Origin of the sequence: Bradyrhizobium sp. NDS-1 (assembly GCF_032918005.1) — a bacterium.
Lineage (GTDB): Bacteria > Pseudomonadota > Alphaproteobacteria > Rhizobiales > Xanthobacteraceae > Bradyrhizobium > Bradyrhizobium tunisiense.
Genome location: NZ_CP136628.1, coordinates 6,675,875 through 6,697,059, shown reverse-complemented (window position 1 = coordinate 6,697,059; position 21,185 = coordinate 6,675,875). Strand labels below are relative to the sequence as shown.

Below are 21,185 nucleotides of genomic sequence, written 5' to 3'. Positions count from 1 at the left end.
ACAAAGAAACTTCGCTCCCCTCCGCTATCGTCTTATCGGAACGGAGTTGTCCATGTCTTTTGGATCCGACGATCTGGTCGATGACATCATGCGTACGGCGCCGCACACGATCCGCGTATTTCTGGCCTTCAGGATGGCTTGTGTCGGTTGCCCGATAGCAACCTTCCACACGGTGGATGACGCCTGCCGCGAGCATGGCATCGACCGCGAGAAGTTCCTCGCCGCGTTGTACGATTGCGTGCCGGCGTGAAGTGGTCCGGACTTCGTGCGGGCGCGCGTGGAGTCCCGGGTGAGGGAGGGCTTTCGCCGTAAGCGGAAGCGCCCTCACCCCTATCCTTGGCGGAGACGTTCCGGGGCGGCTCACGCCGGCCGGCTGTCGGCGTTCCGCTCTGCCAGCACGACGATCCCGTGCGGGTCGCGCAGGATGATGCGCTGGCGTCCGCTCTCGACGAGGCCCTGGCTTTCCCAGCCGCTGAGGATGCGGCTGACGGTGTGCAGCGTGGTGCCGGTCATCTGCGCGATGTCCTGGCGGCTGATTGGGAAATCGATCTCGATGCCGTGGTCGAGCTTCTTGCCGGACTGCTTGGCGAGGCGCAGCAGCGCATGGGCGATGCGCTGCTCGACTTGCTGGGTCGACATTTCCAGGATGCGGGTGTGGCTCTCCTGGAGGCGCGTGCCCACGGTCTGGAGCGTGTTGGCGGCAAGCGAGGGAAACCGCTCGACCAGCCGTGGCCAGGCCGAAGTCGGCCAGATCAGCACCACGCTGTCGTCGATCGCGATCGCGGTCGCCGGATATCGCGCGGCACCGATCGCCATGGCCAGCCCAAAGGTTTCGCCGGGCGCGACATAGCGTACCACGATCTGCTCGCCGGTCGGCGTGGTCTTGGCCGCGCGGACATGGCCGTGCAGCAGCAGGAAGAAGGACTGTGCGTCCGCGCCCTGCTCGAAGATGGCGCTGTTCTTGGGATAACGCGCCGAACGGGCCTCACGCAGGATTTCGTCCAGGGCTTCCGGCGTGACCCCGGCAAACAGCGGCAAATGCGCAACCAGCGATGTGTCGACCTTGGCCATTCTGCCTCCTTGGCACCGGGGAGTGTGATGGCACCTGCGATCGTCCGATAGTTTGCGATAGCGCAAAACGGGACCGCCGGGCGGCAGTATTTTTCCAGACAACGGTTTGAAATTTATTGGAGTTGACCCCATGGCTGGAGCCCGATCCCGCAACTTTCAGGGCTGGCCGCTGTTTGCGAACAGTTTTCGGCCCTTTTTCCTGTTCGCCGCGATCCAGGCGGGGCTGGCGATCCTGGCCTGGCTGCCGATGTTCTATGGCGAACTGTCGGTGAGTTCCGCATTCGCGCCGCGCGACTGGCACGTCCACGAGATGCTCTATGGCTTCCTGCCGGCGGTGATCACGGGGTTCCTGTTCACGGCCATTCCGAACTGGACCGGGCGGCTGCCGATCCAGGGCACCTCGCTGGGGGCGCTCTTGACCGTCTGGCTTGCGGGGCGTGTCGCGGTGACGTTGTCGGCCGATGTCGGCTGGGCGTTTGCACTGGTCGTTGACACCGCCTTCCTGGCGCTGGTCGTCGCCGCCGCCGCGCGCGAGATCATCGCCGGCGGCAACTGGCGCAACCTGCCCGTCGTGGTGCTGGTGTCCATTCTGCTCGCCGGCAATGTCGCTTTTCATATCGAGGCGCATGACCAGGGCGCGGCCGATGTCAGCGTCCGCGTCGGCATCGGCGTCGTCGTGCTTCTGATCGCGCTGATCGGCGGCCGCATCATTCCGAGCTTCACCCGCAACTGGCTGGTCAAGTTCAATCCCGGTCGGCTCCCGGTGCCGTTCGGACGCTTCGACGGCGCGGTGATCGGATTGAGCGCGCTCGCGCTCATCTCGTGGGTCGCAGCACCGTTGAATGCCGTCACCGGTGTTCTGATGGCGCTGGTCGGCGGGCTGCATCTGGTGCGGCTTGCGCGCTGGGCCGGCGATCGCACTTTCCGCGAGCGGCTGCTCGTGATCCTGCATGTCGGCTACGTCTTCGTGCCGTTCGGCTTCATTCTGCATGCCCTGGCTGTTTTCGGAACGTTGCCGCCAAGCGCCGGCATCCACGCCTGGATGGCGGGTGCGGCGGGAACCATGACGCTCGCCGTGATGACCCGCGCGAGTCTCGGCCATACCGGCCAGGCGTTGACGGCTTCGCCGGCGATCCAGGGAATCTATGCTGCGATCGTCGTCGGAGCTCTGGCGCGGGTCGCCGCCGTGGTGCTGCCCGCGCATAGCGATGTGCTGTTGCACGTCGCCGCCTGCGGCTGGCTCATCGCGTTCCTCGGATTTGCCGTCGCGTTCGGCCCGCTGCTTGCCGGCAGCCGGCGGCGTGCCCTCGCCACGATGGGCGTGCCCGTGCCGGCGCGCTGAACTCAGGCTGCGGTCGCCGAGTGCGCATCGGGCGGCGCTGGCCGCACGCCCTTGCGCCAGTCGGTGATGGTGCAGCCGAATCGACCGCGGAACCAGCGCGCCATGGCGCTCTGCGCGGAGAAACCAAGCTGCACCGCGATGTCGGCCAGCGGCCGGTCGGGGTCGTCGATCAGTTGGGTCACGAGACCCGCGCGTTGCGCATCCAGGATGGCCGAGAAACTGGTGCCCGAAGCGGCGAGATGGCGGTGGATGGTGCGGCGGGTGCAGGCCAGATGCTCGGCGACGCGCTCGACCGTGCAGTCGCCGCCGGCGAGCAGAGTCCGCACGACCTCGTCGACCTTCCCCTCCCAACTCGCGGGCCGTGACTCGATCGCCTCGATCCGCTTGCGCAGATAAGTCGCAATCAGCGGATGCGCGCTCGGGATCCGGCGCTCCATGTCGTGCGCCGGCAGCAGGATCGCATCGTCCTCGGCGTTGAAGGTGACGCGGCAGCCGAAGAAGTCGCGATAGCGCTTGCGATCACGCGGCGGCGGATAATGCAGGTGAACCTCCTGCGGCCGCCAGTCATGCCCGTACAGCGACTGGATGATGCGGTGGACGCTGCCGAGCGCCATGTCGATCGACTGACGCGGCGCGATCGGCTGACGGCCGCGCAGGTGCAGCGTGACGGTCACGGTCTGCTTGCCGCGCGCGACCTCCAGCCGCATGCCGTCATGATGGATATGGATGAAGCGCGAGAACGCCTCGATTGCCTCGCCGACGGTCGCCTGTTCGCGCACGATCAGGCCGACCGCACCGAAATTGGTCAGGCCGCCGCGCTCGGCGAGACGCAAGCCGAAATCCTCGGCGCCGGACGCCTCTGCCGACAATTCGAGCAGACGGCGCAGGCCGGCGACGGCAATGGGGGTGTCCGGCTTGTCGAGGCAGGCCAGCGGCAGCTTGGCCTTGCGCATCATCTGTTTGGGATCGAGTCCGACCGACCGGGCGATCTCCGGGTAATAGCTCAAGCCTGCGCTGCGAACGAGGTCGGTCATGCGAACCGTTCCTGCCAGCCATTCCCGCAGATGTCCCGAAATGTAAAGTTTCTGTCTCCATCCGTCAAATCAAGGAACCGGGCCGAACATACATAAGGGAAACCGAAGCACTGGCGTGAATGCCGTGCTCACGACGGTGCGGCTGGGCGACGGGGCCCGCTGTCGTCTCGGGCCATTTGACCAAGACATTGCTGGATCGGGATTATGCCGGGAAACACGCTTTCCAAGGGTGAGGTATTCGTCATCGACACCGACGCGGCCTCCCGCGAACAACTTTCGGCTGCGCTCCAGCAGAGCGCCTATGAGGTGATCTGCTTCGCTGACGGTGCATCTCTGTTATCCGAGGCAAAGGCGCGGATGCCGGCCTGCGTGCTGATGGAACTGCCGCCCGATCGCTCCGGCCTCGACATGCTCAGGCGCCTGCGTGAGGAAAACTGCATGGCGCCGGTGCTGGTGACCTCGGCGAACGGCAGCATCGCCATGGCGGTCGACGCCATCAAGAGCGGCGCGGCCGACTTCATCGAGAAGCCGTTCCGCACCCACGACATCGTCGGCCGGATCGACGCCGCCATCGACGAATTCACGCAGCCCGGCGCGAGCCGGCAGCGCTGGCTGCCCGGCTGCGAGCCGTTGACAGCGCGCGAAGTCGACGTGCTCGAGCACCTTGCCGCCGGCCTGACCAACAAGGAGATCGCCCGCCGTATGCATCTGAGCGCGCGGACGGTCGAAGGCTACCGCGCCGGCATCCTGAAGAAGGCTGGTGCGAAGAACGTGACCGATCTGCTGCGGCGCATCTTCGGCCAGGGCTCGCCGACCCAGGCGTGAGGCCGCCGCGGGATCGTCGTACGTTCTGCGGCCTTGGTGCCGCCGCAGCGGTGCCCCACGGAAACCCCAATCGAACCAGTTCCTTCCCTGCCGCGTCCAACCATGTTGGCGAGGCATTTGATCGCGTGCGTCCGGCTGGCGGCGCGGCGATACCGGCAGGAGGGACTTTATGCGCATCACCGCAAGATGTTTGGCGACGACGAGCCTGGTTCTGGTCACCATGGCGACGGCATCGCCGTCATGGGCCGCAGAATTGGCCACCAATTCGGCGATCGATACCGTCACGGTCTATCCCGATGGCGCCACCGTCAGCCGCATCATCACGGTCGACCTGCCGTCCGGGGACTCGACCCTCGTCGCCAAGGATTTTCCGCTCACCCTCGATACGTCCTCGATCCGGGTCGAGGGTGAAGGCGGAGCCAAACTCGTCATCGGCACGATCGACGCGCGGCCGCCGCGCGCGGCGCCGGTCAACCTGCCCGAGCTGGAAAAACGGATCGAAGCTCTGAACGACCAGCGCGCCGACCTGCAAGGCGCGATCGACTCGGCCAACGCCCGCCGCAAGTTCGCGGAGCACTTTGCGGAAGCCGCCCCCGTGGGCATCGGCGAGAAGGGCGAGGCGCGGCCGATCGCCGAATGGCGCACGGCCTTTGCGGCGGTCGGTGACGAAATTGCGAGCGCCGATACGGCCATCCGTGATGCGACGCGCAAATTGCGCGAGATCGATCGTCAGATCGCCCAACTCGAAGTCGAGCGCAAGGCCAAGCCGGCGAGCAAGCTCGAGGTTCGCATGGACATTGCCGCGCCGGCCGCGACCAAGGCGACGTTGCGGGTCACCTACAATGTGCGCAATGCGCGCTGGCTGCCGCTCTACGACGCCCGGCTCGATACCGGCGCCAAGGACCGCAAGCCGCAACTGGAGCTGGTCCGCCGCGCCGAGATCACGCAATCGACCGGCGAGGACTGGTCCAACGTCACGCTCGGCGTCTCCACGGTTCGCATCAGCCGCGGCGGCAGCGCGCCGGAGCTGGGCTCGCTCGTGGCGCAATATCCGCAACCGCAGAGGCCAATGGCGCTCGGCGCGGCCTCCGATATGGCGCGGCCTGCGCCGATGACGCGTCAGGCACAATCGCCCGCGATGGCCAAGGTTGCAGAGTCGGCCGAACCGCGCGAACGCGCCGAGGAACAGCAGGCAGTCGCCGAGATCGGCGACTTCCAGGCCACCTTCAGAATTCCGGGGCGCGTCAGCCTCGGCGCTGCCGAGGGCGCCAAGAGCCTGCGCATCGCGGCAATGACCGTGCCGGCCGATCTCGCTGCGCGCGCCGCGCCGGTGTTGGACCCGACCGCTTTCCTCGAGGCCAGCTTCAAGCAGACGGATGACACGACCTTGCTGCCCGGCAAAGTCGCGATCTACCGCGACGGCGTCTTTGTCGGACGCGGCAAGATCTCGGCCTCTGCCAAGGACGACATCGTGCGGCTCGGCTTCGGCGCCGACGACAAGATCAAAATCGAGCGCGCCGTGCTCAAGCGCAACGAAGGCTCGGCCGGCCTGCTGGTCACGACGTCCAAGACCGACGAGCGTTCGTTCAAGACCACCATCCGCAACGGGCATGATTTCCCGATCAAGGTCGCGATCGAGGACCAGTTGCCGGTCAGCGAGAGCGAGGACATCGTCGTCGAGATGCTGCCCGCGACCACGCCGCCCACGGCCAAGGATATCCGTGACAAGCGTGGCGTGCTGGAATGGTCGTTCGACGCCAAGCCCGGCGAGGTCCGCGACATCAACTTCGCCTGGCGCGTCCGCTGGCCGAAGGACAAGGGCATGGTGATCGTGCCGGCGGGGTAGGTTGCTGGCCACAAATGAGGTGCGCTCCCTCTCTAGCGCGCGTTTCGAAGGACGAGGCGTGCACTCGGCTGTTACCGAGAGCCATAGCCCTGCGCACACGGGGGAGCGCACTTCACCGCGGCGGTACGGTCGCCCGCATCGACTGAGGCAGCACGTACGGCACGCCGTCGCCGTCCCGGTGCACCACGGCGTCGATTTCGAAGATGTCGCGGATGATCTCGCGCGTGACGACATCCACGCGCGAGCCGTCGGCGGCGAGCTTGCCGCCGGCCAGCACGACGAGCCGGTCGGCGAAGCGGATTGCGAGATTGAGGTCGTGCAGGATCGCGATTACCGCCGTGCCGCCGGCGGCGCGCCGGCGCGCCGCTTCGACGAGGTCGATCTGGTGACGCAGATCGAGGCTCGAGGTCGGCTCGTCCAGCAACAGAAGTCCGGGGCCATGCTCGGCTTCGCCGCAGGCGAGCTGCACCAGGACGCGGGCGAAATGGGTGCGCTGCTGCTCGCCGCCTGACAGCGTCGGCAACTGCCGTTCGCGGAAATGCGATAAGCCAACCTCGTCCAGGGCCGCATCGACGAGCAAGCCTGCTTCACGCGCGCTGCGCTCGCCCGCGCCCATCAGCACGATTTCCTCGACCGTGAAGGGAAAGGTGACGTTGATGTGCTGGGACAGCATCGCGCGGCGCGCGGCGAGCTCGCGCGGCGTGAAGCTGCCGATGTCGCGCTGCTTCAGCCGGACCTCGCCTGCATTCGGCCGGAGATCGCCGGAGAGCAGCCGCAGCAGCGTCGATTTGCCGGCGCCGTTCGGGCCGATGATGGCGACCATCTCGCCGGCCGCAACCGTCAGGCCGACGCCATCGAGCAGCGTCGCGCGGCCGGCGCGCTTGCTGAGGGATCGCGCCTCGATCACGGCACTCATAGCGAGGCGAGGCCGCGCTGCCGCAGCAGGATGGCGAGGAAGACCGGTGCGCCGACCGCCGCGGTCAGAATGCCGATCGGCATCTCCGCCGGCGCCACGATCGTGCGCGCCAGCGTGTCGGCGCCGACCATCAGGATCGCGCCGAGCAGGACCGAAGCCGGCAATAGCAGCCGGTGTGTCGGTCCGATGACGAGGCGGAGCAGATGCGGCACGACGATGCCGACGAAGCCGATGACGCCGCTGATCGACACCGCGACGCCGGTCATGGCGGAGACCATGACGATCGAGATCCGCTTGAGACGCTCGACATCGACCCCACCGTGAAAGGCATCGGCCTCGCCGAGCACCAGGAGATCGAGACCGCGTGCGACGAAGGCACAGGCGGCAAGTCCGATGATGAGGATCGGCGCGAGCACGGCGGCCTTGGTCCAGGTCGCGCCGCTCATCGAGCCCAGCAGCCAGAACGTGATGTCGCGGAGCTGGCGGTCATCGGCGACGAACACCAGCAGCCCGATGCCGGCATTGGCGATGGCGGTGATGGCGACGCCGGCAAGCAGGAAGATCGCGATCGAGGTGCGGCCCGATCGGCTCGATATGCCGTAGAGGATGACGGTCGTGGCCAGGGATCCGGCGAATGCCGCGAGCGGCAGCAGCTCGGTCTGGAGAAAGCGAAGCGTCTCGCCGAAGCGCGAATCGGTGAAGACGATCGCGCTTGCGGCTGCGAGCGCGCCGCCGCTGGAGACGCCGACCAGCGCGGGATCGGCCAGCGGGTTGCGAAACAGTCCCTGCATGATCGCACCGGCCGCAGCGAGCAGGCCGCCGACCATTGCTGCCGCCGCGATCCGGGGAATGCGGATCGACCACAGCACGAGCTGGTCGCGGCTCGTCATGGCCGTGCTCTCGCCTGATAGCCCGAGTGCGGCAGGCAGGCGGGAGAGGGGGATGCCGGCGGCGCCGAGGGTCAGCGCGCCGCCCGCGGTGACCGCGAGCACGGCGATCAGGAGCGGAATTGCGAACGATGCGGACCGTCGTCTTGCGCTGGCGCGTCGTTCCGGGCTGCGCGCTTCGGTGCCGATCGCCACGCTCATTGCCGGCAATTCGCCGCCGAAAGCGCCGACGTGAACGCATCGCCCGGTCCGGCCAAGGCCGGATAGAGTCTTACGGACAGATCGCGCGCCGCCGCCGCCGTCCGGGGGCCGAAGCCGAGCAGATAGAGCCCATCCATCGTGATGAAGCTCTTGTTGGCCGCGACCGGTGTCAGCGCAAAGCCGGGATGGGCATAGATCGCGTCGGCCTGCAGCGAGTCCTTGCCGCGTTCGATCGACAGCGCGAATTCGGGTCTTGCCGCCGCGATCGCCTCGTCGCCAATGATCTTGTAGCCGTCGAAATCGTCGACGGCGTTGGCGGCGCCGGCGAGCTGGATGATTTCGTCGGCCGCTGTCTTCCGGCCGGCCACCATGGCCCGCCCGTTCTGGAGCGACATCACGAACATCACGCGCACCGGCCTGGTCACCTTGGCGCGCAGCCTTCGGAGTTGCGCGAGATCGGCGCCGACCGCGGCGCTCAGGCACTCGGCGCGTGCGTCGACGCCCATGGCATGGCCGACGAGCTTTATTTTCTCGATCAAGCCGTCCTCGGTGAAGGTCTCGGGCACCAGCACCAACGGCACTTTCGCGGTTTCCAGGATCTCCATGGTCTCGCGCGGACCCGAGCCCTGGATCGCCAGGATCAGGGTGGGATTGAGACCCAGCACGCCTTCGGCAGAGATCTGGCGCATGTAGCCGACATTGGGTTTGTCGTGCAGCGCCGCTGGCGGATAAAGGCTCGTTGTGTCGACGCCGACCAACCGGTTCTCGAGCCCGAGGGCATAGAGGATCTCGGTGATGGCGCCGCCGATCGAGACCGTGCGTGCGAAATCGGTCACGGCGACGTCGCGATTGCGCGCGTCATGCACTGTGATGCCGGCGGCGTGCGCGGGAGACCCGAGCGCGATTCCGCTGGAAAGCAGGAGGTTGGCGATGGTGCGACAAAGTGTCATTACGGATTATTTCGTCAGGATCAGCTTGTTCTGCGAGGTCAGGCGAAGCCGGTAACTGTCCTCACCATGCGCGATGATGATCTCGCGCTCGGCCGCAAACAGCTCGCGGCTGTCGATCCGGGTCCCCCGCATGGTGAGGGTTCTCGTTGTCGCAGAAGGGCTTCCTGCCGACTCTGCCGCGCCGCCGTTGCCGTCTCCGGACATTGCTGACATGTGAGGTGTGATGCGCTTTCTAAATCCTGGAGTGCTGCTTGTTGTATAAGCGGCACGAAGCGCATTCCAACGGCTGCAATTTACAATCGATATAAACTGTAACCTGATGTCATTGACCGTCAGAGTGTTGCCACGTAACCAATTATGGCGGCGGGGAACTTGTCCCGAGACTTGAGAAATTAGCCAGCCAGCCGTTCGCGTTGCGAACGCACGCCAGCCAAAGACGCCAAATTTAGAAGTGAAGTGCAGGCTGGGGCTGATATGGCTGACGGGGCTAGGTATTCGCGCGTCCTGATTTTGGGCGCGTCGGTGGTGACAATCGCGGCAATGACGGCGGAGCGCGGTGTTGCGCAGACCGCCGAGCCGCAGACTGAAAGTGCATCCTCGGAGCGGCCGAAGCAGGCGAAGCGCAAGCAGGCCAAGCCGCAGCCTGTTGCACAGCAGGCGACGCCTGAGGCGATGAACGCCAGAGCGCAGGCCGGGGGCGTAGCGCCCGTGCAAACGCTCGATGCGATTACTGTCGCGGCAACGAAGACCGAGGAGCGTGCCGTGGATGCGCTGGCACCGGTCAGCGTCGTGACCTCGGCGCAGATCGAGGGGCGCCAGGCCAGCACGGTCGGCGATCTCATCTATAATGTGCCGGGCGTGTGGGTTCAGAATCGCGGAGATGAACCATCGACTTCGATCAATATCCGCGGCCTGCAGGATTTCGGCCGCGTCGCGGTCATCGTCGATGGCGCGCGGCAGAATTACCAGCGCACGGGCCACTTCGCCAACGGGTCCTTCTTCCTCAACCCCGAACTGATCAGCGGCATCGACATCGTACGAGGACCGACCGCCAATATTTACGGCTCGGGCGCGATCGGCGGCGTGGCATCGTTCCGGACCAAGGACATTGAGGACGTTGTCCGCGTGGGCGAGCGCTGGGGTGTCGACGTCAAGACCATCCTTGGCAGCAATTATGGCCGCGCGCTCGGCTCGGCCTTCGGCGGCGTTCACGTCAACCCGAATGTCGACGTGTTCGCGGGCGGCACCTACTCCACGCAGGAGAATTACAAGGACGGCACCGGCTTCGAGGTCGCCAACACCGGCAATCGGCTCAGCAGCGGCATCGCGAAGCTGACGGTACGGCCGGCGGACGGCCACGAGGTCAAGCTCGGCGCCATCTTCCAGGAAGACATCTACAGCCTGGGCCAGCCGCCGCGGCGCGCCGGCGATCCCAATTCGACCAATGCGAACGGCACCAACAATCTGAACGGAACGTCGATCTACGCATCCAATGTGAAGAACTACACCACGACGCTCGGCTGGAAATACTCGCAGCCGGACGATCAATGGTTCGACTGGGATGCGAAGATCTACTGGAATCGTACCGAGAACGATCAGATCAAGACGAGACATACCAGCGCCACCCCGTCCGTCTATTGCGGCGGCGTGCCCGGCAATCCCGTGTCCGGTTGCATCGGCAGCAACCGCGGATATCTGCTCGATACGATCGGTATCGACGTGCACAACACGACGCGGTTCGACACCGGAAGCTGGCGCCACGCGGTGACGTATGGCCTGGACGCTTTCCAGGACAAGGTCTCCACGCGGGACAGGACAGGCACCGCCGAAGTCACCACGCCTGGCGGCCAGCGCACTGTCTCCGGCGGCTTCGTGCAGTGGAAGGCAAATTACACCTCGATGCTCGAGGTGATCGGCGCCTTGCGCTACGACAATTATCAGCTTTCCTCTGCAACCTCGTCGTCGGGCGGCGATCGCCTGTCGCCAAAGATCACGGTCGCCCTGGTTCCGACCGCGGTCGTGACCCCTTATGCCAGCTACGCCGAAGGCTATCGGGCTCCCTCGATCACGGAAACGCTGGTCAGCGGGCCGCATTCCGGCGCGACGGTCAACGATTCGTTCTTCCGCTGTCCGTCGGGCACGCCGGGGCCGGGCGCGGATTCGACCTTCTGCTTCGTGCCGAATCCAAACCTGCGAGCTGAGGTCGGCAAGAACAAGGAAATCGGCTTCAACATCAAGAAGAACGATCTCTTCACGTCGGGCGACACGCTGCGCGGCAAGATCAACGTCTTCCGCAACGACGTCAGCGACTTCATCGATCAGGTCGCCTACGGAAATCCGCTCGTGGTGCCGACCGGGCCGCCGCCGGCGCCCAGCATCACGGTGTTGCCGTTCCTGCAATATCAGAACATCGCCTCGGCGCGCATCCAGGGTGTGGAGGCCGAGGCGATGTACGACGCCAACCTCTGGTTCTTCGGCCTGTCGGGCACCTACCAGACTGGCAAGAACCTGCAGACCGGGTTTGGCCTCTACAGCATCCCGCCGCAGAAGGTCACCACGACTGCGGGCGTCCGCCTGCTCGACCGAGCCCTGGTTCTGTCGGTGATGTGGACGTCGGTGCTTGCGAACTACGACATTCCGCGGACCTACACACCGGCTACCTCGTACGAGCTCGTGAATTTCTATGCGCAGTATCAGCCAACGCCCGATCTCACGCTCAACTTCTCGGTCGAAAATCTTCTCAATCAGTACTATCGGCCCTACGCCATTCCGGTCGGCAGCACGGGTGATACGCAAAACGACGTGAAATGGGCGAGCGCCGGTGCCGGGCTCGTGATCAAGGGAGGCCTCAAGTACCACTTTGGCGGTACCTAAACAGAGGACCCGAGGTCCTCCGGAAATGCCCCGCTGATCTCCAGAGCCACGCTGATATCTCAGCGTGGCTTCTGTACGTTCCAGAATATCCGACCGGCAATCGCCGATTTACAAGACACAGGAGAAAAATCGAATGTTCATCGCAATGAATCGCTTTCAGGTGAAGCTCGGCTCGGAAGCCGCCTTCGAGACCGTCTGGCGCACCCGGGAGTCTTATCTCGGCAGCATGGCCGGCTTCGTTGAATTCCATTTGCTCAAGGGGCCGGTGCTCGAGGATCACACGCTGTACTCCTCGCACACAGTGTGGGTCGACAAGGCAGCTTTCGAGGCTTGGACGCGCTCAGAGGAATTCCGCCGCGCACATGCCCGCGCCGACAACAAGACCGGCGAAAGCCTCTATCTCGGCCATCCCAAGTTCGAAGGCTTCGAGGTCATCCTGACCGAGCGCAAGACGAACGCGGCCGCTTAGATCGCGGCTGATCACGATAGGGAGCCGGACATGCTGAGCACCGATCTCGCCGATCTCAAGGCGCATATGGCCGACAATCCCGGTGCGGTGATCGAGGACGTTGCGCGCGAGCGCAACGTCACCCCGCGCGCGGTGATCGAGGCGCTGCCGTCCTCCATGGTGCGCATCGGCGGCGGGGAGCATTTCGCCGCCGCCATGCGGGACATCGCCGAATGGGGCGAGGTCACGCTGATCGTGCATACGGACGATGCGATATTCGAGTTCACTGGTAGCATTCCCGCGGGCGAGATCGGCCGCGGCTATTTCAACCTGATGCAGCCGAAGGGATTGCACGGCCATCTTCGCCACGAGCGCTGTGCGGCCGTTGCCTTCGTCGAGCGGCCCTTCATGGGGAAGACTTCGGCCTTCGTCGCCTTCGTGAACGCCGACGGCGGCATCATGTTCAAGGTTTTCGTCGGCCGCGACGAGACGCGGGCGCTGCGTGCGGATCAGTTGGCGCGGTTTCGGCAACTCGCGGACCGTCTTACGGCAAAGCCGGCCACTTAGCTTTCTCTATCTGTCGGGAGATCGGGATGCAGGGCAATCTTTGGCTTCGGCATGTGGTCATGACAATCGCACTGGCGCTCGCGCCGGCGCCGGCCTTCGCGATCGACGAGGCGCTGTTGCCGCGCAATCTGTCGCCTTGGGGCATGTTCCTCGGTGCCGACATCGTCGTGAAGACTGTGATGGTGGGATTGGCCGTCGCCTCGCTGATGACATGGACGGTGTGGCTGGCCAAGAGCATCGAGCTGCGCCGCAAGGGCGCGCTTGCCTTGCGCCGGACGCGCGCGCTCGAGGGCAATATCAAGCTGACAGAGGCGGCCGAACGGGCCGGCGATGCGCATGATGCGGTCGCCCAGCTCATCCAGTCCTGCGCGAAGGAGGCGGAGCTGTCCGGCGGCGTGCTCGACGATGGTCTTCAGGAGCGCGTTGCGCTGCGGCTGGAGCGGGTGGAGGCTGCGATGTCACGGCAGATCGCGCGCGGCACCGGCGTGCTCGCCACCATCGGCGCCACCGCGCCCTTCGTCGGCCTGTTCGGCACGGTCTGGGGCATCATGAACGCCTTCATCGGCATCTCCGAGAGCCACACCACCAGCCTCGCGGTGGTCGCGCCTGGCATCGCCGAAGCGCTGCTCGCCACCGCGCTTGGTCTCGTCACCGCAATCCCCGCGGTCGTGATCTACAATCACCTCGTCCGAGGCATCGCCAATTATCGCGCGCTGCTCGGCGACGCCTCGGCGCAGCTCATGCTGCTGGTCAGCCGGCAGCGCGACCACCGGCAATTCCGTCTGGCGCGGGCGGCGGAGTAGGGCCATGGCCGCAAAGCTCGGCGCATCGAGGCTCGGCTCGCGCGGCGACGCGAGCGATCTCGACGTCACCCACGAGATCAACGTCACGCCGTTCATCGACGTGATGCTGGTGCTGCTGATCATCTTCATGGTGGCAGCCCCACTCGCAACCGTCGATATCGGCGTTGAGCTGCCCGCCACCGCCGCCGAGCCGGCGCCGCGGCCGGACAAGCCGACCTTCGTGACGGTGAAGCCGGATCTCACCGTGGCCGTCGGTGAGGAGACAATGGCACGCGAAGGCCTCGTCACGGCGCTCGATGCGGCCACCAAGGGCCGCAAGGATGAACGCATCTATCTGCGCGCCGACAAGGCCGTCTCTTATGGAGACCTGATGGAGGTGATGAACGCCTTGCGCAACGCCGGCTATCTCAAGGTCGCGCTGGTCGGCCTCGACGGACGCAGCTGATGACCGCGAACGCCTTCGCCCTGCATAAGCCGCTCGGCGAGCGTGAGGGCGCGCGCTGGGGCGCTTCGGCGGCGGCGATCGTGGCGTTGCACATCGCGGCCGCAATGCTGGCGATGAACTGGCTGAAACACGTGCCGGAGCAGGGCGTCAACATGCCGGCCGTCCTCGTCGATATGACGCCGGAGACGTCGGCACCGCAGGCAACACCGCTCGATATCGCGCCCGGACCGGTGATGCAGCAGGCGGACGCCTCGCCGCCGGAGCCGGTGCAACAGCAGGCCGTCGAAGACATGATTCCGCCGACGCCGCCGCAGGAAAAGCCGGATGTGGTTGCGCCGCCGGAGCAGAAGCTCGAGCCAGTTCCGCCGAAGCCCGAGCCCGCGAAAGTCGTGCCCGTCGAGAAACCGGCGCCGGCCAAGCCCAAGTTGGTGCGCCCCGATGCCCGGAAGCCGTCCGAGGCGCCCCCCGCGCCCCGCACCAGCGCACCGCCGCGTGCGGAGCGCGAAGCTCCGCTTGCCTCGGCGGTGAGTGCTGGTGCCGTCGCATCCGCGATGGCGACCTATTACCAGCGCGTCCGCGCGCATCTGATGCGCTTTCATCAGTATCCGGCCGGTGCCAATGGTCAGAAAGGCGTCGTCAGGCTGAGCTTCACGCTCGGCCGCGGCGGCCAGGTCCTGTCCAGCCGAGTCAGCGGATCGTCGGGTGTTGCGGCGCTTGACGCCCAGGCCGCAGCGATGATGCGTCAAGCCCAACCGTTCCCGGCAATGCCGCCCGAGATCACATATTCAATGGTTCCTATCAACATCCCGGTAAACTTCGGGAGGTGAAGGAGCTCCTCCCCCGCGACAAGCGGGAGAGGAGCTGACACAGGCTCACTTGGCCTTCAGGAAATCCGCGACTTCGAGCAGCATGAACTCGTCGTCGTCGGCCTTGTTGGGATCGCGGCTGGAGGAGAACGGCAGATTGTTGTCGTTGCCGACGACGATGTGGGTGTCGTCGACGCGATCGACGTTCTCGATGGTGAAGAACGGGAAGGTGTAGACGCCGTCGTTGAGCGGCTTCTTCGCCTTCTTGTCGGGATCCCTGATCTTCATCAGGTCGATATAGCCGATCTTGCGCACGGGCTTGCCGACATTGGCGTCGGTCAGCTCGATCTTGTAGATGCGCTTGAACTTGGCAAGGTCAGGAAAGCAGTTCTCGCCGCGCTGGCCTTGCGGACAGGCCTTGTCGGCGGTGCCTTCGCCATTGTCGCGCTCGATGATCAGGCCGGAGGCCTGATCGATCATGTTGAAATCGCCGATGGCGTTGCCGTTCTGCTCGAACACATACTGCCAGTGGCGGCCGGTGAATTTTTCCGCGGCGACGTCGAATTCGAGGATGCGGGCGGCTTCCTTGCCGTCGACCTTCTCCCAGTCCTTCTTGTCGGCGTCCCACAGCGGTCCTTCGAGCAGGCCGTAGAGGAATTTTCCGTCCTTGGACGACGCAAAGCCCTCATAGCCCTTGGAGCGGCGGAGGTTGACGTTGGTGTAGGTCGCGCCCGGCGCGGCCGGCGTTCCCACCGCCCAATTGTCCGGCGAGCGCACCGGCTTGCCGTCCGCGACCGTATCGAACACGCCGAGGATCTTGCCTGTCTTGTCGGCCTTCAGGATGTAGGGGCCGAACTCGTCGCCGATCCAGAAGGTGTCGCCGATGATCTGGAAGCCTTCGGTGTCGAAATCGGAGCCGGTGAGGTAGCGCTTCTGCGTGTCTTCATGCACGATGCGGAAGGGCACCTTCTTGTCGGGATCGTGCAGGAAGATGGTCTCCAGCCGCTCGATCTTGCCCCCGGCCCAGTCCATCTTGTAGCGGTTGAGATACAGCATCGAATCCGGCGAGTTGGCGCGCGCGCCCATGCCGTTGTCGGTGATGACCCAGAAGCTGCCGTCGGGCATGGTCTTGATACCGGAATGGCCCTGCAGCGGCTGTCCCTTGAACGGCAGCGACACGCCGGTCGGACGTTCATAGGACTTGCCCATCACCGTGCCGAGCGCGTCGACGCGCTTGCCGGTGGTGTATTTGCCCGAAATCTTGAGATCGGCGGGGGCATCTGCGGGAGCGTCGATGAAGGTGGCGGCCGGCATCACTGCGTGGCCGGCAAGCTTGGCCGGGAATTCGCCTTCGCTCTGCGCGAGCGCGGGGCTCGCGGTGAAAATGATCGTTGCGACGGTGGCAAGAAAAGTCGCGCGCATGTGCGTCTCCTGTTGGCGGAGCACGTCTTATGCGGATCGCGTGTTGCAGTTTTGTGAAGCCGGGCCAAACGCCGCGGTGGCCGGCTACTCCTTCACCGCGCCCGTCAGCGAGGACACGTAGTAATCGACGAACAGCGAGTAGAAGATCGCAACCGGCAGCGATCCCAGCAGCGATCCCGCCATCAGCGCGCCCCACTGGTAGACGTCGCCGGTGACGAGCTCGGTCAGGATCGCGACCGGCACGGTCTTGTTGGCGCCGCTCTGGATGAAGGCGAGCGCATAGATGAACTCGTTCCAGGACAGCGTGAAGGAGAAGATGCCGGCCGAGATCAGCCCGGGCACGGCCAGCGGCAGCGTGATCCGCCGCAGGATCTGCAGGCGCGTTGCGCCGTCGACCAGCGCGCATTCCTCGAGCTCGTAGGGGATCGACTTGAAATAGCCGATCAGGAGCCAGGTGCAGAACGGCACCAGGAAGGTCGGATAGACCAGGATCAGGGCCAGAGGTGAGTCGAAGAGACCGAACTGCACGATCACGGTGGCCAGCGGAATGAACAGGATCGATGGCGGCACGAGATAGGCGAGATAGATGCCGAGGCCGACATAGGGGCTCCCTCGGAAGCGCAGGCGTTCGATCGCATAGGCGGCGAGCGTCGACGCGATCAAGGACAGCGTCGTCGAGCCGATCGCCACCGTCATCGTCGTCCACAGCCAGCGCGGATAGGCGGTGTCGAACAGCAGATGCTTGATGTGCGCCAGCGTCGGCGACGTGATCCAGAACGGGTTGTGCGCCTTGTAGTTCAGCAGCTCCGCATTCGGCTTGAACGAGGTGATCGCCATCCAGTAGAACGGAAACAGCAGGATCAGCACGAAGCAGCCGAGCGGCAAATAGATCATCATCAGCCGCCGCAGCCCGGAATCCCAGGCCATGGTGTCGGGTACGGCCTTGGCGTCGGCGACAGCCGCTCGGGCGACGGTATCAGTCATTGCTCTCTCCCTGCTGCCATTTGCGGCGCGCTAGGCCGAAGTAAGAGAACAGCGTCGCGAACACCAGGAACGGGATCATCGACACCGCGATCGCGGCACCTTCGCCCAGCTCACCGCCGGCAATACCGCGCTGAAACGCCAGCGTCGCCAGCAGATGGGTCGAGTTGACCGGCCCGCCGCGGGTGATGGCGTAGACCAGCTGGAAGTCGGTGAAGGTGAAGATGATCGAGAAGGTCATGACGATGGCGAGGATCGGCATCATCATCGGGAAGGTGATGTAGCGGAAGCGCTGCCAGGCGCTGGCCCCATCCAGCATCGCGGCCTCGTAGAGCGAGGGCGAGATGGTCTGCAGGCCCGCCAGCAGCGAGATCGCGACGAAGGGGATGCCGCGCCAGATGTTGGCGACGATCAGCGAGAAGCGTGCCGGCCATGGCGAGCCGAGGAAGTCGATATTGCTCGAACGCCAACCCAGCACGTCGACGAGAAGATAGGAGATGATCGAGAACTGCGGATCGTAGATCCACCAGAACGCCAGCGCCGAGAGCACGGTCGGCACGATCCAGGGCAGCAGGATGATCGCACGCAGGATGCTCTTGAACGGAAAATGGTTGTTGAGTAGCAACGCGAGCCAGAAGCCGAGCGCGAACTTCCCGAAGGTCGCTATCCCCGTATAGACCACGCTGTAGAACACCGCGTTCCACCACAAGGGATCGGTGAGCAGATATTGGAAATTCTCGAGGCCGACGAAGATACCGCGCCGCCCGATCGTGGTGTCGGTGAAGGCGAGCCAGATGCCGAGGCCGAGCGGATAGGTGAGGAACACCGAGAGCAACCCGATCGCGGGCGCCAGGCACATCACGATCAGGAACGGCTTGTAGTCGAACAGCCGCACCAGCCAGGACGGCTGCCGGTGCGCGAGGCCGGTGGAGGAGAGGGTGGTCACGGACATCAGTTTGTTGCCCTGTTCTAGGAAGTCACTCCACCGTCATTGCGAGGAGCCCGTGACAAAATTGCGAAGCAATTTTGCACTGGTGCGACGAAGCAATCCAGACTGTATCCGCGGAGGGCTTCTGGAGTGCTTCGCTTCGCTCGCAATGACGGCCCTTACCGCTGCCGCCGGAAGTACCGTTTGCAGCGCTGCTCCGCTTCCGCGGCGGCGGCCTCCGGCGTCGCCGCCCCGGTCGCGACCGAGGCGAACATCTGCACCGTCACATAATCCGCACGAACAGCGCCGGTAGCAGTCGAGATCGGGCCCTTGTAGCCGGCGTAGTACTTGCTGTTCATGGTATTCTTGAAGATCGCGACCTTGGGATCGCTCTTCCACACTGCCGCATCGGCGTAAGCCGCGAGCGATTGCGACCAGTAGCCGCTGTTGGCGTTGAGCCACGGCTCGTACTGTTCCTTTTCCAGCATGAACTGCAAGAAGGCCTTTGCGGCATTTGGGTACTGGCTGTGCTTGAACACCATGGCATTCAGCGTCAGTCCCGACATTGGCGAGGCCTGTGCGTGGAACTTCGGCAACAATTGATGTTCTGAATCTTCGGCAATCGGAGCCGTGGCCGGATCGTTCTTCAGCGAAAAATAGAGCGAGACGCCGTTTGCGGTCAGTGCGATCTCTTGCGATGAATAGGCGCGATTGTTGCTGACGTCGTTCCAGGACGGTGTGCCGGCGATGAAGGTTGGATAGAGCTCCTTCACGTATTTCAGCGCCGCGACAGTTTCCTTGCTGTTGATGGTGACATTGCCTTCCTCGTCCAGCAGCGCGGCGTTGTGCGACCACATCATCCAGTCCGCGAAGCCGTTCCCGTCGCCCACCGCATTGCCGAGCGCAAAGCCGGCCGGTTTTCCGGCCTGCTGCAGCTTCTTGCACAGATCGAGAAAGCCGGCAGGATCTTCCGGGACCTTGTCGAACCCAACGGATTTGAGGACCGACTTGCGATAGATCAGAGGCCCGGCCGTAGCCCCGAACGGGATTCCGATCCAGGTGTCGCTCTTGGCCTTCTTGCCGTAGGCCATCGCAAGATTTTGCCAGCCGCCATACTTCTTGCCGAGATAGTCGGCGACGTCGGTCAGGTCGATCAGCTTGTCGACGTAGATGTGGGGAGCGTCGGAGAAGCCGATGATGATGTCGGGGCCGGCGCCGGAGTTCGAGGTGACCGCGGTCTGCTGGTTGATGTCCTCCCAGCCGACGAAGTCGACCTTGACCTCGACCCCGGTCTCCTTGGTGAACTTTGCCGCATTTGCGCGGAACACATCCTCGTCGGCCTGGACGAAACGCACCGGGCGCAGCATCCGCAAGGATGCACCCTTCTCGATCTCGCGCTTGGGCGCCGCCACGTCCGCGGCCTTGATATTGGATGTTTGCGCTGCAGCACCGGTGGCCGCGAGCGTTGCAGCGGACAGGCCCAGCGCCAAGGCATCACGACGTGTGATGTCGTTCCTCATCAGTACCTCCCTTTGATGTCTCCCTTCCCGGCGTTGATCGCCGGTGAAGGGTCGTTTCGGTCGTCGGCGCGTTCGCGCCGACCGCCTAGCTGTTCGGCCCCCGATCCATGCTGACGGGTTGCCAGCGACGGAGCGTGGTGGTCTGCAGCACCGACGGATTGACACAGCTTACCGGCCACATGCCCTGCAGCACCAGTGACAATTCGTAGCCCACCCGGCGCTTGCGCGCTTCGTCAAACCGTGCCGAGGCCGACGCCACATGGGCGGTCAGGGTCACGTTCTCCATGCCGAGCAGGGGATTGTTGTGCGAGGGCGGTTCCTTCTCCAGCACGTCGAGGGCGGCGTGGGCTATCCAGCCCTCCTGCAGCGCCTTGATCAGGCTCTCCTCGTCCACGGTGGCGCCGCGCCCGGTGTTGACGAAGATCGAGCCCTTCTTCATCTGCCGAAAGTGCTTCTCGGTCAGCATGTGATGGACCTCCGGCCTTGCCGGGGCATGCATCGAGACGAAGTCGGATTGCGACAGCACCTCGTTCAGCGTCGCCGGGATCACGCCGTGGTCGTACATCAGTGTTTCCTGAATGAAGGGATCGTAGGCCATCATGCGCAGGCCGAATGGTGCCGCGCGCTTCGCAACGGCACGGGCCACGCGGCCGAACGAGACGAAGCCGAGCGTCTGGCCCATCAGCCTGGGGACCTTGAGCAGCGCCGGCCGGCCCTCGGCCCAGCGGCCGTCGCGCACCATGCGGTCCTGCTCGACCAGACGGCGGAAGCCGGCGAGCAGGAGCATCATGGCGTGATCGGCGACCTCCTCGATGAAGGTGTCGGGGATGTTGGTGACGGGAATGCCGCGCGCCGTGGCGGCCTTGACGTCGACGCTGTCGACGCCGACCGAGCCGAGCGTGATGACCTTGCAGCCCTCCAGCGCGTCGATGATGGTCTTGGTGATGGGGATGCCCTTGGCGTAGATCGCGTCGGCGGACTTCGCGGCGGCAATGAACCCGGCTTCGTCAGCGGGCGCCTCGACGATCTCGGCATCGATCGGATCGAGCGCTTCGCGCTCGAAGGAATAGTCGCTGCCCGCGACCGTGAAGCTCGCGCCCTTCGGCGTCACCACCCTGTATTTCGGCATTTCTTGCTCCCGATTTGGTTTGTCGGTTCTTGTTGTGACCCGCCTCCGCGGGTGGGTCTTTACGTCTTTTACGCGAAATCGAGGTGATGGCCTACAATTCCCGGTTGTCGGGCCGGAGATAAGTTGCCGGTTTCCGCGCCTGCGTCCGGGCTTCTACGGAGGCGCGTAAGTAACTTGCTAAGGGGTCGGC

21 protein-coding genes are annotated in these 21,185 nt (G+C 64.8%); 10 read left to right on the top strand and 11 right to left on the bottom strand.

Features of this window, described 5'->3' with window-relative positions; translation table 11 throughout:
• Positions 1–52 precede the first annotated feature (52 nt).
• Entirely contained in the window at positions 53–250 is a 198-nt protein-coding gene (locus RX330_RS31235) for a DUF1858 domain-containing protein (protein ID WP_212088255.1), read from the top strand.
• Between the two features lie 110 nt (positions 251–360).
• Here the strand turns inward: RX330_RS31235 and RX330_RS31230 are convergent, their stop codons facing one another.
• Complete coding sequence (locus tag RX330_RS31230) at positions 361–1,071, bottom strand: Crp/Fnr family transcriptional regulator (protein WP_317241045.1); 711 nt, start codon at positions 1,069–1,071, stop codon at positions 361–363.
• Positions 1,072–1,201: 130 nt separating this feature from the next.
• Here RX330_RS31230 and RX330_RS31225 point away from each other — a divergent pair, with 130 nt between their 5' ends.
• Complete coding sequence (locus RX330_RS31225) at positions 1,202–2,413, top strand: NnrS family protein (RefSeq protein WP_317241044.1); 1,212 nt, start codon at positions 1,202–1,204, stop codon at positions 2,411–2,413.
• 2 nt (positions 2,414–2,415) lie between these two features.
• On the opposite strand, the gene RX330_RS31220 is transcribed toward RX330_RS31225, so the two are convergent.
• On the bottom strand, positions 2,416–3,447 hold the full coding sequence (locus tag RX330_RS31220; protein ID WP_317241043.1) for an AraC family transcriptional regulator: 1,032 nt from the start codon (positions 3,445–3,447) through the stop codon (positions 2,416–2,418).
• 204 nt (positions 3,448–3,651) lie between these two features.
• On the opposite strand from RX330_RS31220, the gene RX330_RS31215 reads away from it, so the two are divergent.
• Both RX330_RS31215 and RX330_RS31210 read left to right on the top strand, forming a co-directional pair.
• The gene (locus tag RX330_RS31215) at positions 3,652–4,272 is read left to right on the top strand and encodes a response regulator transcription factor (RefSeq protein ID WP_212088267.1); all 621 of its coding nucleotides are present in this window, start codon (positions 3,652–3,654) and stop codon (positions 4,270–4,272) included.
• Between the two features lie 169 nt (positions 4,273–4,441).
• Positions 4,442–6,118, top strand: a complete 1,677-nt coding sequence (locus RX330_RS31210) for a mucoidy inhibitor MuiA family protein (RefSeq protein WP_317241042.1) — start codon at positions 4,442–4,444, stop codon at positions 6,116–6,118.
• A gap of 112 nt (positions 6,119–6,230) precedes the next feature.
• Here the strand turns inward: RX330_RS31210 and RX330_RS31205 are convergent, their stop codons facing one another.
• The 4 genes from RX330_RS31205 to RX330_RS31190 are packed head-to-tail and all read right to left on the bottom strand — an operon-like array spanning position 6,231 to position 9,285.
• Positions 6,231–7,034, bottom strand: a complete 804-nt coding sequence (locus RX330_RS31205; RefSeq protein ID WP_317241041.1) for a heme ABC transporter ATP-binding protein — start codon at positions 7,032–7,034, stop codon at positions 6,231–6,233.
• Positions 7,031–8,122 (bottom strand): FecCD family ABC transporter permease, encoded by a 1,092-nt coding sequence (locus tag RX330_RS31200; protein WP_317241040.1) that lies wholly within the window; start codon positions 8,120–8,122, stop codon positions 7,031–7,033. Before RX330_RS31200 ends, RX330_RS31205 begins: the two co-directional genes overlap by 4 nt.
• On the bottom strand, positions 8,119–9,072 hold the full coding sequence (locus RX330_RS31195) for a hemin ABC transporter substrate-binding protein (RefSeq protein WP_212088274.1): 954 nt from the start codon (positions 9,070–9,072) through the stop codon (positions 8,119–8,121). Before RX330_RS31195 ends, RX330_RS31200 begins: the two co-directional genes overlap by 4 nt.
• A 6-nt stretch (positions 9,073–9,078) precedes the next feature.
• Positions 9,079–9,285, bottom strand: a complete 207-nt coding sequence (locus RX330_RS31190; RefSeq protein WP_375848405.1) for a hemin uptake protein HemP — start codon at positions 9,283–9,285, stop codon at positions 9,079–9,081.
• A gap of 261 nt (positions 9,286–9,546) precedes the next feature.
• Between RX330_RS31190 and RX330_RS31185 the strand changes: the two genes are divergently transcribed.
• The 6 genes from RX330_RS31185 (at position 9,547) to RX330_RS31160 (ending at position 15,036) form a co-directional block, all read left to right on the top strand.
• The gene (locus RX330_RS31185; protein WP_317244004.1) at positions 9,547–11,946 is read left to right on the top strand and encodes a TonB-dependent hemoglobin/transferrin/lactoferrin family receptor; all 2,400 of its coding nucleotides are present in this window, start codon (positions 9,547–9,549) and stop codon (positions 11,944–11,946) included.
• A gap of 133 nt (positions 11,947–12,079) precedes the next feature.
• Entirely contained in the window at positions 12,080–12,415 is a 336-nt protein-coding gene (locus tag RX330_RS31180; RefSeq protein ID WP_008546138.1) for an antibiotic biosynthesis monooxygenase family protein, read from the top strand.
• 30 nt (positions 12,416–12,445) lie between these two features.
• The gene (hutX, locus tag RX330_RS31175) at positions 12,446–12,961 is read left to right on the top strand and encodes a heme utilization cystosolic carrier protein HutX (protein ID WP_317241039.1); all 516 of its coding nucleotides are present in this window, start codon (positions 12,446–12,448) and stop codon (positions 12,959–12,961) included.
• A 26-nt stretch (positions 12,962–12,987) separates the two neighbouring features.
• Positions 12,988–13,764, top strand: a complete 777-nt coding sequence (gene exbB / locus RX330_RS31170) for a tonB-system energizer ExbB (protein ID WP_375848409.1) — start codon at positions 12,988–12,990, stop codon at positions 13,762–13,764.
• Between the two features lie 4 nt (positions 13,765–13,768).
• Positions 13,769–14,209, top strand: a complete 441-nt coding sequence (gene exbD, locus RX330_RS31165) for a TonB system transport protein ExbD (RefSeq protein WP_212088281.1) — start codon at positions 13,769–13,771, stop codon at positions 14,207–14,209.
• Positions 14,209–15,036 (top strand): TonB family protein, encoded by an 828-nt coding sequence (locus RX330_RS31160; protein ID WP_317241037.1) that lies wholly within the window; start codon positions 14,209–14,211, stop codon positions 15,034–15,036. Before exbD ends, RX330_RS31160 begins: the two co-directional genes overlap by 1 nt.
• 45 nt (positions 15,037–15,081) lie before the next feature.
• On the opposite strand, the gene RX330_RS31155 is transcribed toward RX330_RS31160, so the two are convergent.
• The 5 genes from RX330_RS31155 to RX330_RS31135 form a co-directional block, all read right to left on the bottom strand.
• Positions 15,082–16,437 carry an esterase-like activity of phytase family protein gene (locus RX330_RS31155; RefSeq protein WP_317241036.1) on the bottom strand — a complete coding sequence of 452 codons (1,356 nt, stop codon included), beginning with the start codon at positions 16,435–16,437 and terminating at the stop codon, positions 15,082–15,084.
• Positions 16,438–16,521: 84 nt separating this feature from the next.
• Positions 16,522–17,421: a carbohydrate ABC transporter permease gene (locus RX330_RS31150; RefSeq protein WP_375848412.1), complete on the bottom strand. Its 900-nt coding sequence runs from the start codon at positions 17,419–17,421 to the stop codon at positions 16,522–16,524.
• Positions 17,414–18,370: a carbohydrate ABC transporter permease gene (locus tag RX330_RS31145; protein WP_317241035.1), complete on the bottom strand. Its 957-nt coding sequence runs from the start codon at positions 18,368–18,370 to the stop codon at positions 17,414–17,416. Before RX330_RS31145 ends, RX330_RS31150 begins: the two co-directional genes overlap by 8 nt.
• Before the next feature lie 155 nt (positions 18,371–18,525).
• Positions 18,526–19,866, bottom strand: a complete 1,341-nt coding sequence (locus RX330_RS31140; protein ID WP_317241034.1) for an ABC transporter substrate-binding protein — start codon at positions 19,864–19,866, stop codon at positions 18,526–18,528.
• A gap of 85 nt (positions 19,867–19,951) precedes the next feature.
• A complete protein-coding gene (locus RX330_RS31135) occupies positions 19,952–20,995 on the bottom strand; it encodes a C-terminal binding protein (protein ID WP_212088293.1) in 1,044 nt (347 codons plus the stop codon).
• Positions 20,996–21,185: the final 190 nt, after the last annotated feature.